This window comes from uncultured Ellagibacter sp. (genome assembly GCF_934617235.1).
Classification (GTDB): Bacteria; Actinomycetota; Coriobacteriia; order Coriobacteriales; family Eggerthellaceae; genus Ellagibacter.
In genome coordinates this window covers 27,038-42,395 of record NZ_CAKTTZ010000007.1, presented here as the reverse complement: position 1 = coordinate 42,395, position 15,358 = coordinate 27,038, and the positions used below count along the sequence as shown (strand labels likewise).

Here is a 15,358-nt window from a genome sequence, read left to right as displayed (position 1 = left end):
GCAAAAAGCATCGTCATCGCGCGAAGGGAATCGTCCATGCCGTGGGTTTTGATCATCTTGATCGTCATTGTTGCGATCGGCCTGTTCGGAGTATTGTCGTCTAAGGTCGACGAGCTCTCCGGCATCGGCCGTGAGCATCCCGCCGGGTCGTTTCGCTGGCCTCACGGCAAGGTTGTCCGCACGCGCATCCTTTCTGCGGAAAAGGAGTTCGAGCGTGGCGAAATCGCGAAGAAGGTGCTCCTCCCGTGTGTCGTCATCGCTTTCATCTGCGCTGCTCTGACCATGTTCGGACCCATCGTTTCTTATGGCAACGTGCTTACCGTGGTTTCGCTTCTCGCATCGCTTGTCATCGCGACTCTCGTGTGCGGTAAAAACGACGCTGGCCGCGCATTCTGCTACGTGGTGGTGGGGCTCGCCATCGCCTGCTCCGTCCTCATTCTTATCACGCGCGCCTATGTGTCGGTTTCCACTGCCGAGGTGAATGCGTTCACGGCCGTCTTTGGAGCTGTGGGCGCATCCGTCGGCGCGGCGATTCTCCCGGCGCGCGTCACCTTCGCCCGCGAGTTTTCCGACGAGACTGTCGGCTGCGTGCGCCTTTCGCAGCGCACGACCGCTGCGAAGCTTCTGCTCGATTTGCAGGATAAGCAATGGGAAGTCCCCGAACACGTAAGGGAGCAGGCAAAACGTCTCGAAAAGCGCAACAAACCCGCATCGGCGGCAGCGGCGGACCCATCAGAGTCTGTGTCGTCGCCTAAAGCGGACGAGTAGGCGGCACGCCCTATGCCTGGCGGCCGCATAACCGACGAGGACATCCAGAAAGTTCGCGATGCGAGCGACATCGTCGCCGTGTTCAGCGAGCGCGTTCCCGTGAAACAGCGCGGTCGCGACTTTTGGTGCTGCTGTCCCTTTCACAACGAGAAATCGCCTTCTTGCAAGATCGATCCAGCACTGCAGCTGTGGCACTGCTTCGGTTGCGGTGAGGGCGGCGATGTGTTCGCGTTCATCATGAAGGCGGAAGACCTCTCTTTTCCTGAAGCGGTCCACAGGCTTGCCGAACGCGCGCATATCGATATCGTCGAGGTGGGTGGGAAACCTGCAGCGCCCGCAAGTAAGAAGGCCCGCCTGAAGGATATCTGCAAGGCAACTGCGGAATTCTATCATCTGCAACTGATGCGTTCGACCTCGCCTGATGCGGCGGCGGCGCGCGAGTATCTCTCAGGGCGTGGGCTTGGCGGTAAGGTTCCAAACGATTGGAACCTCGGGTTCGCCCCTGGCAGAGGTGCGCTTACCCGCCATCTTTCCTCGAAGGGCTTTAAGGCCGACGAAATGGTCGAGGCGAACGTCTGCAGCCGTGATTCCCAGGGCAAGCTGCGCGACCGCTTCTACAACCGCGTCATGTTCCCCATAAACGATGTGTCGGGCGACTGTATCGCCTTCGGCGGCCGCGTCATCGGGACGGGAGAGCCGAAGTACCTCAATTCTCAGGAAACGCCGCTGTTTCATAAGTCGCAGGTGCTCTACGGGCTCGACAAGGCGAAGGTCTCCATGGCTTCGAGCGGCGTCGCCATCGTATGCGAAGGCTACACCGACGTGATCGCCCTTCATGAAGGGGGCGTGCGAAACGCGGTCGCCACGCTCGGCACGGCGCTTACTATGCGCCATATCCGCATCCTCGCGCGTCATGCGCAGAAGAAGATCGTCTATCTTTTCGACGGTGACGCCGCAGGTCAAAAGGCGGCCGATCGAGCGCTTGAATTCATTGACTCCTCGATGACGCCCGAAGCGGGCAAGACTCGGATCGAACTGTGCGCCGTCACGCTGCCCGACAACCTTGACCCCGCAGAGTTCATGGGATCTCACGGTGGCGCCGAGCTTGAGGAGCTCATCGAGCACGCGCAGCCCCTTTTGAAGTACGGCATCGATCGCCGTCTCGCCGCGCATGACCTCTCGAGCGCCGAGGGCCGCTCGGCAGCGCTTGCCTCGGCGCTTTCGGTGCTCGCTCCGATCAAGGATTCGCTTCTCGCCAAAGACTATGCCATCCAGATTGCAGGCCGAACGCGTGCCCGCGAGGAAGATGTGCTCGAAGCGCTTGCAAAGCTCGAGCCGCCCGCCCGCTTCGGCGATGCTGGCGAGACTTCCGAAGCGCGCGGCCCCGTTCCTGTCGAGGTTCCGACACGACGAGCGATTTCCAAGACCGAGCTCAACCGTTTGCGGCTCGAACGCGAGCTTCTAAGCGTTCTCTCGCAGTATCCGCTCGTCGCGCTGACGCACGCCGATGCGCTCGCGCAAACCCAATGGCACGACCCGCTGCATGCTACGCTTGCGACAAGCATCCTCGACACGCTTGCGTCCGACCCGACGGCAAGTGCTGCGGCCATCGTCTCGAACGCAAGTGCCGCCGATGCCCGTGCGGGGCGCGTGCTCACCGCGGGGGGAAGCTCTACCGAGACGGCATCTCCCGAAGACGTTGCACGCTTTCTCACCGAAGAGCTTGCCATAGGCGATGCCGAAGACGCGATTGAAGAGCTTCGAGCGCAGCTTGCCAACGAATCGCTTGCGGGAACCGAGGAATACGACTTTCTCTTCCAAGCGACGACGGCACTGCAAAAGGAGCTGCTCGAGAAGCGCCGCGCCCACAAGTCCGTCGCGCATGAGGGCCGTCTGTAGTTTGCAAACCCTTGTAAAGTGTTATGTGTGCCCCGCAGAATAGTATAGGTGCTCTGATATACTTACTATGTCTGTGAATAAGGAGGTGCACCAATGTCGCATGTTGTTCTCTGGCTCGTGGTCGCCGGCGTCATGGCAGTCATCGAGGCGTTTTCGTTCGGCCTCATCACGATGTGGTTTGTCGTGGGCGCTCTTGTGGCCTTCGTCGCCGATCTACTCGGCGCGAGCTTCGTCGTGCAGATCGTGTTGTTCCTTGTGGTGTCGGTGCTCTGCCTTGTTCTCCTGCGCCCCGTTTTCGTGAAATACCGTAATCGCGGCCATTCGGCGGAACCATCGCTTCTCGGCGAGAGGGGAGTCGTGTGCGAAGTGATCGACAACGATGGGCTTACCGGCAGGATCGAGCTTTCCAACCATATGACGTGGTCGGCGCGCTCGGCAACAGGCGAAGTTCTTCCCGAGGGCACACGCGTCGAGGTTGTTGCCCAAGAATCCATCAAGCTCATCGTACGACCGTGTGAACCGCAAGCGTAAATCATCCGCTATCGAAAGGAATCGCTATGCCACTGCTCACCTTCCTCATCGTTCTCGTTGTGATTGTGGTGGTCTTGGCCGTCACCTGCGTGAAGATCGTTCCGCAGGCTGAAGCCGCCATCGTCGAGCGTCTGGGATCGTATCTCACCACTTGGAACAACGGCCTGCACATCAAGGTTCCCTTCATCGACCGTGTGCGCATGGGAATCTCCCTGAAAGAGCAGGTTTTCGATTTCCCGCCCCAGCCCGTCATCACGAAGGACAACGTCACCATCTCAATCGACACGGTCGTCTTCTTCAAGATTCTCGATCCGAAGCTCTTTTGCTACGGCGTTGAGAATCCCATCGTCGCAATCGAGAATCTCTCGGCGACCACGATCCGCAACATCATCGGCGAGCTCGACCTCGACACGACGCTCGTTTCTCGCGATACCATCAATGCGAAGATGCGTTCCATTCTCGACGAGGCGACGGATGCTTGGGGCATCAAGGTCAACCGCGTCGAGGTGAAAAACATCACGCCGCCTGCAGCCATTCAGCAGGCGATGGAGAAGCAGATGAAGGCTGAGCGAGAGAAGCGCGAAGCGGTGCTTTTGGCAGAGGGCCAGAAGCAGAGTGCCATCACGGTTGCTGAAGGCGAGAAGCAGGCGCAGATCCTTTCTGCTGAAGCTGAGAAGCAGGCCATCATCCTTGCTGCAGAAGCTGAAAAGGAAAAGCAGATCCGCGAAGCAGAAGGTGAAGCCGAGGCTATCCGCAACGTTCAGCGCGCAACCGCAGAAGGCATCGCGATGGTGCGCGAGGCGGGCGCCGACAACGCCGTTTTGACCCTCCAGGCTTACGAGGCGCTGAAGTGCGTTGCGAACGGTCGAGCCACGAAGCTTATCATCCCCTCCGATATCCAGGGCATCGCCGGGCTTGCGGCGTCGATCAAGGAAATCGTGACCGACGACCCTAACGCTCCGAAGCAAAGCGAGACGCCGAACGCTTAGGGGCCTTTTCCCAAAAGGTGGGCCCAATTCCGCTTAATTGTGTTCGTTTCCCGTTCAACCTGGCTTTTTGGGTGGACAGGGGCGGTTGGGCTTGCCACAATTGCGCAAGCGAAAAAGACGGGCGCGCGGTTATCGCGCGCCCGTGTGTCAATCGAATAAAGGACGTGTTGCCAGTGGTCAGTATCGTTATTGCCCCCGACCCGCTTCTTCGTCAGGTGTGCGAGCCGTGCACGCCGGGCGATCGTAGCCTGAAAAAGCTCGCCAAGCAGATGGCCCGAGCGATGTACAACAACAACGGCTGTGGCATTGCAGCTCCCCAAGTCGGCGTGACAAAGCGCCTGGTCGTCATCGATGTTGACGATTCGGAGGAGCAAAATCCCATCGTTTTGGTCAACCCTGAGATCATGGAGCTTAAAGGCGATCCCGAAACTCAAGGCGAAGGCTGCCTTTCCTGCCCTGGCATCACTGTTCCCGTTTCGCGTAAGCCCTGGGCTCGCGTTCGCTATTACGACCTCGACGGAGAGCTGTGGGAAATCGAGGGCGACGGTCTTCTCGGGCGTTGCTTACAGCATGAGATCGACCACCTGAACGGGCGCACCCTTTTCGAGTCGTGCGACCCCTTAACGCGCATCCGCGCTCTCGAGGCATACGATGAGGCGCGCAAGAAGGGCGCTAAGCCCGGCGACACCTCTATCGAGGTGGATTGAATGCGAATCGTCTTCATGGGTACGCCGAATCTGGCGGCAACCATCCTTGAGGATCTCTCCCAACACTATAACGTCGTCGCGGCTTACACGCGCCCCGATGCGGTTCGCGGTCGCGGTAAGAAGCTCGTTGCGTCTCCGGTTAAAGAAACCGCCATGCAGCTGGGTATTCCCGTCGAGCAGCCGACGACCTTCAAAGACCCCGAGGTCATCGCCACGCTCGAGCGTTATCGGCCCGACTTCATCGTCGTTGCGGCGTATGGAATGATCCTTCCCGCGGAAGTGCTTGAATGCCCCACGTACCACTGTTTGAACGTGCATGCGTCGCTTCTGCCGCGCTGGAGAGGCGCGGCTCCTATCGAGCACGCCATTCTCGCAGATGACGAAGAGACGGGCGTGTGCATCATGCGGATGGAGGAGGGCCTCGACACCGGCCCCTTCTGCGTATGCCGCACGCTCAATGTGGGGGAGAAATCCCTTCCCGTGCTTGCCGACGAGCTCGCAAACTTGGGGTCGCATGCGCTTTTGACGGCGATCATGCAGATCGTGCGCGGGCAAGAGAGATGGGTCGTTCAGAAGGAATCCGATGCGATCTATGCTCACAAGATCGAGAAGGGCGAGCTCGATTTGAATCCTGCGCTCGGTGTCGATCTGCTTGCGCGACGCGTGCGTGCATCGAGTGCGGGCCATCCGAGTAAGTGCCTTTTGCTCGGCAAGGGCGCAACCATCCTCGACGCGTGCCGTGCCGACTATGACGAACACGGAAAAGCGGCTGCAAGTGGGCTCGGCGCCGGTCGGGTGCGCTATGCGTCGAAGCGGCTTTTGCTTGGGTGCGCCGACGGAGCGCTCGAGATCTTCCGCTTAAAACCGGACGGAAAGAAAGAAATGGATGCTCAGGCCTTCGCGGCTGGCGCTTCGGCGCTTCATGGGCACGATGGAGAATGGACGGCTTACCATGCCTGATGGCAACAACCAGCATAACGGAGAACATCGCGGCGGCCGCGGCGGCCAACGCAACGGCTCGGGCGATCATCGCGGGCGTTCGAATTCGGGCTCGTATGGCTCGAAGGGACGAGGAGACCGCAAAGGCTCTTACGGCGGATCACGCGACAACGACCGCAAGGGCAGCTATGGCAAGCGCGATTCCCGCGGTGGCAGCTCTTCCCGTGATGGGGAACACCGCTCCCGCAAACCGTTTGACAACGAGCGCTCAAACGACCGCAAGCCCTATGGCAGGCGCGATGGCGATCATCGTTCGGGCGGCAAGTCCTTCTCGAAGCAGGGAGATGCTGGTCGCAAGTCCTATGGGTCTCGCGACAACGACCGCAAACCCTACGGCAAGCGCGATGGCGAGCGCAAGCCCTACGATAAGCGTGATGGTGACCGCGACGGTCGCAAGCCTTTCGCTAAGCGTGATGGGGAACGTAAACCCTACGACAAGCGCGACGGCGAGCGCAAGCCCTTCGACAAACGGGATGGCGCGCGCGGCGAGCGCAAACCTTACGAGAAGCACGACGCTGGCAATCGCGATTTCGACCGTGCGCCTCAAGGTGACGCACCCTTCAAGAAAGATCGTGCAGACGATCACGACTTCTCCCGTAAAGACGCAGGCGATCGCCGCGGCTTCGAGCGCCGTGGGCCGTGGCGTCCCAACGAGCAGAATGCGGCTCTCGCCGAGGGTCGCGAGCAGGAGGCTAACGTCTATCGCGGAGAGCTCGAACTCGACGAGGACGGCGAGCTCAAGTACCGCAATCGTCCCAAGGGCAGAGAGCGCCGCGGCGCGAAGCACTCCTTCGGCGACAAGCCCCGTACGAGCGGCGTCGTCCACAAGGAAGGCGAACGCAGCGCTTCCCCTGCACGCCAGGCTGCCCTTCGCGTGACTTCCATTGTTCGCGAGCGTGACGCGTTCGCACAGGAGCTTATCCATAAGTACATCGACTCCTCCCGCATGTCGCGCGAGGACCGCGCCTTTGCAACGCGCCTCACGCTCGGCGTGGTGAGCTCATATGGCACGCTTGACGATGTCATCAACCGTTGCCTCGACCGCATAAGCGACATCAACGATGACGTACGCGACGCGCTGCGCATCTCAACGTACGAGATCATCTTCCTCAAGAAGGAGCCTCACGCTGCGGTCAGCCAAGGCGTCGAGCTGGTGAAGACGATCGCGCCGAAGGCGTCTGGCCTGGCCAACGCCGTGCTGCGCCGCATTGCCGACAAGGCGCATAAGTTCCCCTTCGGCGATCCGCGTACCGATATCGAGGCGTTCGCTCGTCTCCATGCCTTCCCCGAGTGGCTTGCGAAACGCGCGCTGCTCGATTTGGGCCCCGAGGCTACGCGCGACTACCTCGCGGGTTCGAACGAGCCGGCACCCCTCTTCATCGCGATCAATGCGGCGAAGGCGAACGAATCCGAGGTCGTCGAGACGATCGAGGCTGCGCACGGCGAGCCTGTTGCCGTATCGGTCAATGGCGAGGACATCCCCGGTTGCTACTGCCTCTCCGAGGGACGCGTGCTCTTCGACGGGCGCGTTCGCCATATGATCCAGACCGGGCAGCTGCTTGTCTCCGACGCGTCTTCCCAGCAGATTGCGCGTTTGGTGCTTCCTGAAGAGAAGCCCGCATCGTTGCTCGAAATCGGCGCGGGACGCGGTACGAAGACGGTCCTCATCCAAAGCGACGCCCAGCGCCGTTTCGGATCGCAGATCGACGAGTACGTAACGGTGGACAACCTTGAGTTCAAAACGAACATCACTTCCGAGCGCGCCGAGGAATACGGCGTTCACGTCTCCGAGTCGATTACCGGTGACGCGACGGAACTAAACGATGTCATCGGGGATCGCGCGTTTAATGTGGTCTTCATCGATGCCCCCTGCTCGGGGCTCGGAACGCTGCGCCGTCATCCGGAAATCCGTTGGCGCTTAAACCCCGAGAAGATCGACGAGTTCGCCAAGACCGGCTTGGAGCTTCTGAAGTCCGCTTCCTCGCATGTCACCCCGGGCGGCTACATCGTCTTCTCCACGTGCACCATCACGCGCGCCGAGAACATCGATGTCGTGAAAGCGTTCCTTGCAAGCGATGAAGGCGCTTCGTTCGAGCTCGCCCCGATCGGCGGTGCCCCGTGCTTCAACCCGGCGCTCAAACCGGGCTCGCCCGATGCCCATTTCGCCGTGCGACTGCTCAAAGCAGCGGAATAGCGTTAATCCGTTAATGTGAAGGATTTGTCCATAATGGCGGCTACCCATGTGCTGGTTAGCCGCCATTTGCATATCAAAGCACTTCCATTTCGCAACGTTGCGATACAATCCATGCGTTAGATATCGTTTACGAATAGTTGTACGAGATAAAAAGAAAGGGGGAGTCGCATATGGAACCGAAGATCGAAGAGGTGGCTTCGCGAATTAGATCCCTGCGCGAGGATCTCGACATTTCAATGCAAGAAATGGCCCAGGCAACGGGTCGTTCGCTTTCGGAATACGCAGCCCAGGAATCGGGCGAGCAGGACTTGAGCTTCACCTTCCTTTCCAAATGCGCCAAACGCCTTGGGGTGGATGTTGTCGAGCTGCTCACGGGCGAGAACCCCCATCTGACTGGGTATTCCCTCATCCGCGAGGGCGATGGCCTGTCCGTGAAGCGCCGCGCCGGTTTCGAGTACCTGCATAAGGCGCCGCAGTTCAAGAACAAGCTCGCTGAGCCCTTCTTGGTCACGATGCCCTATCTTCCCGAAGAGCAGGAAAAGCCAATACACCTTTCGTATCACCGCGGTCAGGAAATCGACTGCATCGTGTCGGGGCATATGCGCTTCGCCTACGAGGGCCATATCGAGGATTTGGGGCCAGGCGATGTCCTGATGTACGACTCTGGACGCGGCCACGGCATGATTGCTACGGGCGGCGAGCCGTGCGTGTTCTACGCGATTGTCTTGAAGCCTCAGGATATCGAGATTATGTAGGCGCGCTCGGTACTATCCGGGTTGCGCCAATCCTTCGGTTCCTACAAGACGATACGGGCATGTCGCCCTGCTTGCACTGAAAGAGGTTCTTTTATCCTATGAGGAATATCAATCTGCGCTACGTTGACGAAACCTATGCTCCCGACGGGCAGCTCGAAACGTTCAGCGTCCATTACCCCGACAATTTCAACTTTGGCTACGACGTCGTCGACGACATCGCGGTGAACGACCCAGATCGTCGCGCGATGGTCTGGTGCAACCCCGAAGGCGAGGAGCACATCTTCACGTTCGCCGACATGAAGCGCTGGTCCGACAAGACGGCGAATTTCCTAGTTGACCAGGGAATCAAACGAGGCGATTACGTTCTCGTCGTACTGCGCCGCCACTATCAGTTCTGGTTCGTTGCGACGGCGTTGGCGAAGATCGGTGCAGTCATGGTTCCTGCAACGTTCATGCTTAAGGAGCATGACCTGGAATATCGCCTGAACGGCGCCTCGATTACCTCCGTCATCTGCACGTCCGTTGGGGAAATCGCTCAGGTCGTGGACAACGTGGTCGCTGAATGCCCGACGCTCACCTCGCGAATCCTCGTCAACGGTGCGGGTGGCGGCACGACCAAGTGCGATGCTGATGGAAACCTCGTCGCTGTCGCGGGCACCGTCGGCTCGGCGCTTTCCGACGAGGAGGGAATCTGTGCCGCTTCGATCGAGCGTGAGGGCTGGGCGGACTTCAACAGCGGCGTCCGCACGGCGAGCGAGGTTTTCGAGCGTCGTGAAACTGCTGCGGCGGACCCGATGCTCATGTACTTCTCCTCGGGCACTTCTGGCAACCCGAAGATGGTGCTCCATAATTCCGGCTATGCCGTAGCGCACCTCATCACCGCGAAACACTGGCATAACGTCCAGCCCGACGGCGTTCACTTCACCATTGCGGACACGGGCTGGGGTAAGGCTGTGTGGGGCAAGTACTACGGGCAATGGCTTATGGAAGCTTGCGTGCTCACGTACGACTTCGATCGCTTCAACGCTGGCGAAATTCTCTCGCTCATTTCGAAATACCAGGTCACGACTTTGTGCTGTCCGCCGACGATGTATCGTCTTATGATGTCTGAGAATTTCACGGACTACGATCTGTCGTCGCTTCAGTACTCCACGACGGCTGGCGAGGCGCTCAACCCCGACCTGTTCAACTTCTGGAAGGAAAACACGGGCCTTACGATTTTCGAGGGCTTCGGTCAAACGGAAACGCCGCTTACCATCGCGAACCTTACGCATTCGACGCCTCGCTCTGGCTCGATGGGCAAGCCCGTGCCGCTTTACGACGTCGAGATTCAGCGCGATGATGGATCCCGTTGCAACACCGGCGAGACTGGCGAGATCTGCATTCGCATGGAGCCGCGCCCCGCGGGCATCATGATGGAGTACTTCCGCGATCCGGAAAAGACCGCGAACGCGATTTACAACGGCTGGTATCACACGGGCGATACCGCATGGGTTGATGAAGATGGTTACTTCTGGTACGTCGGCCGAAACGACGATGTCATCAAGTCGTCCGGCTACCGCATCGGGCCTTTCGAAATTGAAAGCGAGCTGCTCGAACACGAGGCGGTACGCGAATGCGCCGTTACCGGCGTGCCTGACCCGGTTCGCGGCTTTGCCGTTAAAGCGACGGTCGTGCTTGCGGAAGGCTTTACCGGTTCCGACGAGCTGACCCATGAGTTGCAAGCGTGGGTCAAGCATCGTACGGCTCCTTACAAATATCCGCGCATTATCGATTATGTCGATGCGCTTCCGAAGACGGTGAATGGCAAGATCCGTCGTGTCGCGATCAGGCAGAAGGACGGGGCGGACTTGAAGTCGCCCAAGCTTCCCGAAGGCCTTATCTAGCAATGGGTCAGGTTCGCGGTTTCGACGTTTCTCAAATCTCGGGCGTGCTCATCGTGTGCGGGCACTATGGAGTTGGGAAGACGGCGCTCTCGCTTGCGCTTGCGAAGGATGCAGCGCATGCGGGGAAGCGCGTCACGCTCGTCGATCTTGATGTGGTAAATCCCTATTTCAGGTCGAGCGATCAGGCTGAATCGCTTCGAGAAGCCGGCATCTCGGTGATAACGCCGGTTTACGCCGGTCCCGATTGCAACATCGACATGCCGGCGCTCACGGGCGCCATCGTTCCTGCGGTCGAGCGTGCGCAGTCTGAAGAAAACGAGCTCTGCATCATCGATGTGGGTGGCGACGATTCGGGTGCTGCGGCGCTTGGTCGCTTCTCGCGCACAATCGCTTCGGCACCTTACGAGATGTGGTATGTCGTGAACCGCTATCGGGCGCTTACGCGCAAGGCGCGCGAAGCCTGCGAGGTTCTCTTCGAAATCGAGAGCTCATCGCGGCTTTCCGCAACGGGCGTCGTTGCGAACTCTCATCTCATGGGCGATACAAACGAGGAGTCGATTTCCCGATCGCTTCCCTTCGCCCGCGAGGTGGCGCAAGCTGCGGGTTTGCCGCTCGTGTTCGTGTGCGTCCCTGCGACCTGCTCAGATGCAACGAGAGAGAGACTTTCGCAAGAGGGCGTCGACGTGGCGCTCTACGCAATAGATCCCTATCGGCAAACGCCGTGGAGTAACTGAATTTTTAGAGGGCGGGGGTTAACGTCAAATGGCAAGAATCAACGTGGACGAGGGCTTCTGCAAAGGCTGCGGCCTGTGCATAGATGTATGCCCGACCCACATCATCGAACTCGATCAGGCGAGGGTGACCGCTAAGGGTTATCATCCGGCGCACTGCATCGACCAATCAAAATGCACGGGGTGCTGCACCTGCGCGACTATGTGCCCCGATGTCGCCATCTCGGTTTGGAGGTGAGTTATGGCTGAAAAAGTTCTCATGAAGGGAAACGAAGCGCTCGCTGAAAGCGCGCTTCGCGCGGGGTGCCGCTTCTTCTTCGGGTATCCCATCACGCCGCAGACCGAGCTTGCGGCCTACATGTCTAAGCGCATGCCGAAGATCGGCGGGACGTTTTTGCAGGCCGAAAGCGAGATCGCGGCCATCAACATGGTCTATGGTGCCGCTTCTGCCGGTGCGCGTGCGATGACCTCATCGTCAAGTCCCGGAATCTCGCTTAAGGGCGAAGGAATTTCCTACATGGCAGGCTCCGATTTGCCGGGCGTCATCATCAACGTGCAGCGAGGGGGCCCGGGCCTTGGTGGCATTCAACCGTCGCAATCCGACTATTGGCAGGCCACGCGCGCGACGGGACACGGCGACTTCTTCATGCCCGTGCTTGCTCCTTCGACGGTGCAGGAGATGGCCGACTGCGTCTACCGCGCGTTCGACTTGGCTGACGAGTATCGCACGCCCGTTATGGTGCTCTCCGACGGCATGCTCGGGCAGATGATGGAGCCAGTCGTTTTGCCGGAACCGAAGGAAAGCCTTCCCGAGAAGCCGTGGGCGACGACGGGCCATGAAGGCAAGCGCCCCCACAACATCGTGAACTCGCTTTACCTGACTGCTGATGCGCTTGAAAAACTCAACATCGAGCGTTTCGCACGCTATGAGATTATCCGCGAGAAAGAGCAGCGCTTCGAAGCCTTCATTCTCGATGATGCCGAAGTCGTCGTCGTTGCGTTCGGTGCATCGAGTCGTGTGGCGCGAAGCGCGGTCGTGGCTGCGCGCGAAGAGGGCGTAAAGGCCGGCCTCCTTCGTCCGATCACCCTCTGGCCCTTCCCGACAAAGGCGATTGACCAGGCGCTTTCCCATGCGAAGATCTTCCTGTCGGTTGAGATGAACATGGGACAGATGGTCGACGATGTGCGCCTTGCGGTGAACGGGCGCGTCCCCGTTGAATTCTTCGGTCGCACCGGTGGCGTTATCCCGACGCCCGAAGAGGTGCTTTCCGCTATCAAGGATTCCGCGAAGAGGGGAGGGGTGCTCTAATGGCGCAAGAAGAGAAACTCGTATTTTCCCGCCCGCATTCCCTTTTGCCGGTGGTGACCAATTACTGCCCAGGATGTGCTCATGGCATTGTGCACCGCCTCGTGGCTGAGACGATTGACGAGCTCGATATCGAAGGGAAGACCATCGGCGTCGCTCCTGTCGGCTGTTCGGTTATGTCGTACGACTTCTTCGGTAACGACATGATCGAGGCTGCCCATGGTCGCGCTCCTGCGGTGGCGACGGGCGTGAAGCGCGTTTTGCCCGATCATGTGGTTTTTGCTTACCAGGGCGACGGCGACCTTGCGTCGATCGGCATGGCGGAGACCGTTCATGCGGCAACGCGCGGTGAACATATCACCATCATCTTCATCAACAACGCGATCTACGGCATGACGGGCGGGCAGATGGCTCCGACGAGCCTTCCGAACCAGGTCACGCAGACAAGCCCCTATGGACGTGATGTTTCCAAGGCAGGCTATCCCGTTCGCGTTTGCGAGCTTTTAAGCACGCTCGACGGCCCGGCTTACATCGAGCGCGTCACGGTCGATTGCCCGAAGAACATCCGCAAGGCGAAAAAGGCCATTAAGAAGGCGTTTCAGTATCAGATCGACGGCATAGGCTACTCGTTTATCGAGGTTGTGTCTACATGCCCCACGAACTGGGGTTTCACGCCGCAAGAAGCCTTCGAGTGGATGCGCGAGAACATGCTTCCGTACTATCCGCTCGGTGTCTACCGCGATGTCGTTGCCGACGGTTACGCAAATGCCGCCGAGGCTGCTTCGGCGCGTTCGGCCGCCTGTCCCATTGCCCATCCCGAGACGTCGGAAGGGGGTCGCTAATGGCAGAGGTAACGTTTCCCGATCGAAAGATCGTGCTTGCCGGTTTCGGTGGGCAGGGTGTACTTTTCGCTGGCAAGGTCATCGCCTATACGGGGCTTATTGGCAACCGCGAGGTTTCGTGGCTTCCCTCCTATGGTCCCGAGATGCGCGGCGGCACTGCGAACTGCAGCGTCAGCTTGGCAGCTGAGCCCATTGGCAGTCCGCTCATCACGGCGCCTGATGTCCTTGTCGCGATGAATCAACCGTCGCTTGACAAGTTCATCGACGCGGTCGTTCCCGGCGGTCTTGTCATCGCCGACTCCACGCTTGTGCAGAACATTCCCGAGCGCAGCGACGTCACGGTGAAGGCCATCCCCGCCGCCGATATCGCTGAAAAGGCAGGGCTTAAGGGCTTGGGCAATATCGTACTCGTGGGTGCCCTGTTCGCAGCGGACCCGTTCTGCAATCCCGAAGTGCTCACGGCGGCGATCGAGAAGTGCGTCCCCGCGCGCAAAGCCGCGATGCTCGAGAAGAACAAGCAAGCGCTTGCCCTTGGCAGAGAAGCGTAATCTGGAGCTCATTTGTGCATCGCGCGTTTTGCTTGCAAAATGAGCTCGTAAAAGCAAAAATGAACCCCGCTCTGACATCTGTCAGAGCGGGGTTCGGTGCGTGGTCTTTAAGCTGCTTTAAGAACCGTACTTAAGTGAGGGGAACACTGAAGTATAGGCGTCTTTGCTAGCTTACTTGCCGAAGCGACCGCCAGTGGTCGGGTAACCGTAGATGGTTCCGTCCTTGATTTCCATCTCGTCTTCCCAAGGCAGGCAGTACTTGCCAGCAGCAAGATCCTTGACCCAGGTGAGACCCGCATCGGGCTCGCCGCCGGGGAGAGCGACGTAACCGCGGTGGCCAAGGTTGTAGATGTTGTTCTCGAGGCCCCAGCAACGACGTGCCTGGTCTGCGAGGTGCGGGAAGACTTCGCCGGTGACGATTTCCCAAGGATTGCGATGACCCTGAACGAGGACGGTGCCGTCGTAGTTCGTGATCTGGCCTTCGCCGAAGTAGTAGAACACGTTGTCGTAACCAGCAAGGTTGACAGCCAAGGTGTACATGAGGTTGTGCCATGCGTTCGAGCGGTTGGTGAGGATCCACTGCTCGTTAACCTGGGTGGAGTAACCGGAGATGCGGATGTAGACGTTGCAGCCCTTGTAGGCAGCTTCGCGAGCGAGCTCAGGAATCATGCCGTCGTGGCAGATGCAGACAGCAAGCTTGGAGCCGGCGGGGCCGTCGCAGACGGGCATGCCGAGGTCGCCAGGATACCAAGGCTCGATTGGGTTCCACGGGAAGAGCTTACGATACTTCAGGCAAATCTCGCCGTTCGGGTCGATAATGATTGCCGTGTTGTAGGGGTTCTTGTTCGGATCGGGGTTGCGCTCCATGATGGAGAAGACGCCGTAAACGCCAGCTTCCTTGCAGGCCTTGCCGAATGCGTCGGTCTCGGGACCAGGAACGTCGCAGAGGAATTCCTCGGTCAGCCATTTAGCAGTGTTCAGACCCTGAGTGGAGTACTCGGGGAAGACGATGAGCTCGAGACCCGGATAACCGGCCTTCGTCGCATGAAGCGTACGAATGATGCTCTCGATCTGCTTGTCGATGTCAGCCCGGGAGTTGACGATCGGCACGGGGAACTGGATGAGTGCGCACAAGAAACCATTTTCCGGCTTATTCATGCTACCGCTGCTACCCATAATTCTGTCCTCCTGTCTGGTGAAGTT

15 protein-coding genes are annotated in these 15,358 nt (G+C 59.3%); 14 read left to right on the top strand and 1 reads right to left on the bottom strand.

All coding sequences use genetic code 11. The annotated features are described in order from the left end of the window. Nucleotides 1-36: 36 nt before the first annotated feature. From Q0G85_RS02585 to Q0G85_RS02520, 14 genes are all read left to right on the top strand, one after another. A complete protein-coding gene (locus Q0G85_RS02585) occupies nucleotides 37-768 on the top strand; it encodes a hypothetical protein (protein ID WP_297154445.1) in 732 nt (243 codons plus the stop codon). 12 nt (nucleotides 769-780) lie between these two features. Further along, a complete protein-coding gene (gene dnaG / locus Q0G85_RS02580; RefSeq protein WP_297154443.1) occupies nucleotides 781-2,667 on the top strand; it encodes a DNA primase in 1,887 nt (628 codons plus the stop codon). 93 nt (nucleotides 2,668-2,760) lie between these two features. Beyond that, the gene (locus Q0G85_RS02575) at nucleotides 2,761-3,198 is read left to right on the top strand and encodes an NfeD family protein (RefSeq protein ID WP_297154442.1); all 438 of its coding nucleotides are present in this window, start codon (nucleotides 2,761-2,763) and stop codon (nucleotides 3,196-3,198) included. A 26-nt stretch (nucleotides 3,199-3,224) separates the two neighbouring features. Continuing rightward, nucleotides 3,225-4,187 carry an SPFH domain-containing protein gene (locus Q0G85_RS02570; protein WP_297154441.1) on the top strand — a complete coding sequence of 321 codons (963 nt, stop codon included), beginning with the start codon at nucleotides 3,225-3,227 and terminating at the stop codon, nucleotides 4,185-4,187. A 164-nt stretch (nucleotides 4,188-4,351) separates the two neighbouring features. Next, complete coding sequence (gene def / locus Q0G85_RS02565; RefSeq protein WP_297154438.1) at nucleotides 4,352-4,894, top strand: peptide deformylase; 543 nt, start codon at nucleotides 4,352-4,354, stop codon at nucleotides 4,892-4,894. Next, nucleotides 4,895-5,854, top strand: a complete 960-nt coding sequence (gene fmt / locus Q0G85_RS02560) for a methionyl-tRNA formyltransferase (RefSeq protein WP_297154436.1) — start codon at nucleotides 4,895-4,897, stop codon at nucleotides 5,852-5,854. It begins immediately after the preceding gene. After that, nucleotides 5,781-8,087, top strand: a complete 2,307-nt coding sequence (locus Q0G85_RS02555) for a transcription antitermination factor NusB (protein ID WP_297154434.1) — start codon at nucleotides 5,781-5,783, stop codon at nucleotides 8,085-8,087. The genes fmt and Q0G85_RS02555 overlap by 74 nt, the downstream gene beginning before the upstream one ends. 170 nt (nucleotides 8,088-8,257) lie before the next feature. Further along, nucleotides 8,258-8,842, top strand: coding sequence for a helix-turn-helix domain-containing protein (locus Q0G85_RS02550; RefSeq protein WP_297154433.1), 585 nt, complete (start codon nucleotides 8,258-8,260; stop codon nucleotides 8,840-8,842). A 98-nt stretch (nucleotides 8,843-8,940) separates the two neighbouring features. Continuing rightward, nucleotides 8,941-10,728 carry an AMP-binding protein gene (locus tag Q0G85_RS02545; RefSeq protein WP_297154432.1) on the top strand — a complete coding sequence of 596 codons (1,788 nt, stop codon included), beginning with the start codon at nucleotides 8,941-8,943 and terminating at the stop codon, nucleotides 10,726-10,728. Between the two features lie 2 nt (nucleotides 10,729-10,730). After that, complete coding sequence (locus tag Q0G85_RS02540) at nucleotides 10,731-11,462, top strand: ParA family protein (protein WP_297154430.1); 732 nt, start codon at nucleotides 10,731-10,733, stop codon at nucleotides 11,460-11,462. A gap of 28 nt (nucleotides 11,463-11,490) precedes the next feature. Beyond that, on the top strand, nucleotides 11,491-11,697 hold the full coding sequence (locus tag Q0G85_RS02535) for a 4Fe-4S binding protein (RefSeq protein WP_297154429.1): 207 nt from the start codon (nucleotides 11,491-11,493) through the stop codon (nucleotides 11,695-11,697). A gap of 3 nt (nucleotides 11,698-11,700) precedes the next feature. Continuing rightward, a complete protein-coding gene (locus Q0G85_RS02530; RefSeq protein ID WP_297154427.1) occupies nucleotides 11,701-12,768 on the top strand; it encodes a 3-methyl-2-oxobutanoate dehydrogenase subunit VorB in 1,068 nt (355 codons plus the stop codon). Beyond that, the gene (locus tag Q0G85_RS02525) at nucleotides 12,768-13,607 is read left to right on the top strand and encodes a thiamine pyrophosphate-dependent enzyme (RefSeq protein WP_297154426.1); all 840 of its coding nucleotides are present in this window, start codon (nucleotides 12,768-12,770) and stop codon (nucleotides 13,605-13,607) included. The genes Q0G85_RS02530 and Q0G85_RS02525 overlap by 1 nt, the downstream gene beginning before the upstream one ends. Next, nucleotides 13,607-14,155 carry a 2-oxoacid:acceptor oxidoreductase family protein gene (locus tag Q0G85_RS02520; RefSeq protein WP_297154424.1) on the top strand — a complete coding sequence of 183 codons (549 nt, stop codon included), beginning with the start codon at nucleotides 13,607-13,609 and terminating at the stop codon, nucleotides 14,153-14,155. Before Q0G85_RS02525 ends, Q0G85_RS02520 begins: the two co-directional genes overlap by 1 nt. Nucleotides 14,156-14,326: 171 nt before the next feature. Here Q0G85_RS02520 and Q0G85_RS02515 read toward each other — a convergent pair whose 3' ends face one another. Then, nucleotides 14,327-15,331, bottom strand: coding sequence for a formamidase (locus tag Q0G85_RS02515; RefSeq protein ID WP_297154421.1), 1,005 nt, complete (start codon nucleotides 15,329-15,331; stop codon nucleotides 14,327-14,329). Nucleotides 15,332-15,358 lie beyond the last annotated feature (27 nt).

What these genes read in the sequence shown, in the direction of transcription:
- Q0G85_RS02570 (WP_297154441.1), top strand. Translation starts at nt 3,225, where the DNA reads ATGCCACTGCTCACCTTCCTCATCGTTCTCGTTGTGATTGTGGTGGTC.
- Q0G85_RS02555 (WP_297154434.1), top strand. Translation starts at nt 5,781, where the DNA reads ATGCTCAGGCCTTCGCGGCTGGCGCTTCGGCGCTTCATGGGCACGATG.
- Q0G85_RS02520 (WP_297154424.1), top strand. Translation starts at nt 13,607, where the DNA reads ATGGCAGAGGTAACGTTTCCCGATCGAAAGATCGTGCTTGCCGGTTTC.
- Q0G85_RS02515 (WP_297154421.1), bottom strand. Translation starts at nt 15,331, where the DNA reads ATGGGTAGCAGCGGTAGCATGAATAAGCCGGAAAATGGTTTCTTGTGC.
- Q0G85_RS02525 (WP_297154426.1), top strand. Translation starts at nt 12,768, where the DNA reads ATGGCGCAAGAAGAGAAACTCGTATTTTCCCGCCCGCATTCCCTTTTG.
- Q0G85_RS02550 (WP_297154433.1), top strand. Translation starts at nt 8,258, where the DNA reads ATGGAACCGAAGATCGAAGAGGTGGCTTCGCGAATTAGATCCCTGCGC.
- Q0G85_RS02545 (WP_297154432.1), top strand. Translation starts at nt 8,941, where the DNA reads ATGAGGAATATCAATCTGCGCTACGTTGACGAAACCTATGCTCCCGAC.
- Q0G85_RS02575 (WP_297154442.1), top strand. Translation starts at nt 2,761, where the DNA reads ATGTCGCATGTTGTTCTCTGGCTCGTGGTCGCCGGCGTCATGGCAGTC.
- fmt (WP_297154436.1), top strand. Translation starts at nt 4,895, where the DNA reads ATGCGAATCGTCTTCATGGGTACGCCGAATCTGGCGGCAACCATCCTT.
- Q0G85_RS02530 (WP_297154427.1), top strand. Translation starts at nt 11,701, where the DNA reads ATGGCTGAAAAAGTTCTCATGAAGGGAAACGAAGCGCTCGCTGAAAGC.
- Q0G85_RS02585 (WP_297154445.1), top strand. Translation starts at nt 37, where the DNA reads ATGCCGTGGGTTTTGATCATCTTGATCGTCATTGTTGCGATCGGCCTG.
- Q0G85_RS02535 (WP_297154429.1), top strand. Translation starts at nt 11,491, where the DNA reads ATGGCAAGAATCAACGTGGACGAGGGCTTCTGCAAAGGCTGCGGCCTG.
- Q0G85_RS02540 (WP_297154430.1), top strand. Translation starts at nt 10,731, where the DNA reads ATGGGTCAGGTTCGCGGTTTCGACGTTTCTCAAATCTCGGGCGTGCTC.
- dnaG (WP_297154443.1), top strand. Translation starts at nt 781, where the DNA reads ATGCCTGGCGGCCGCATAACCGACGAGGACATCCAGAAAGTTCGCGAT.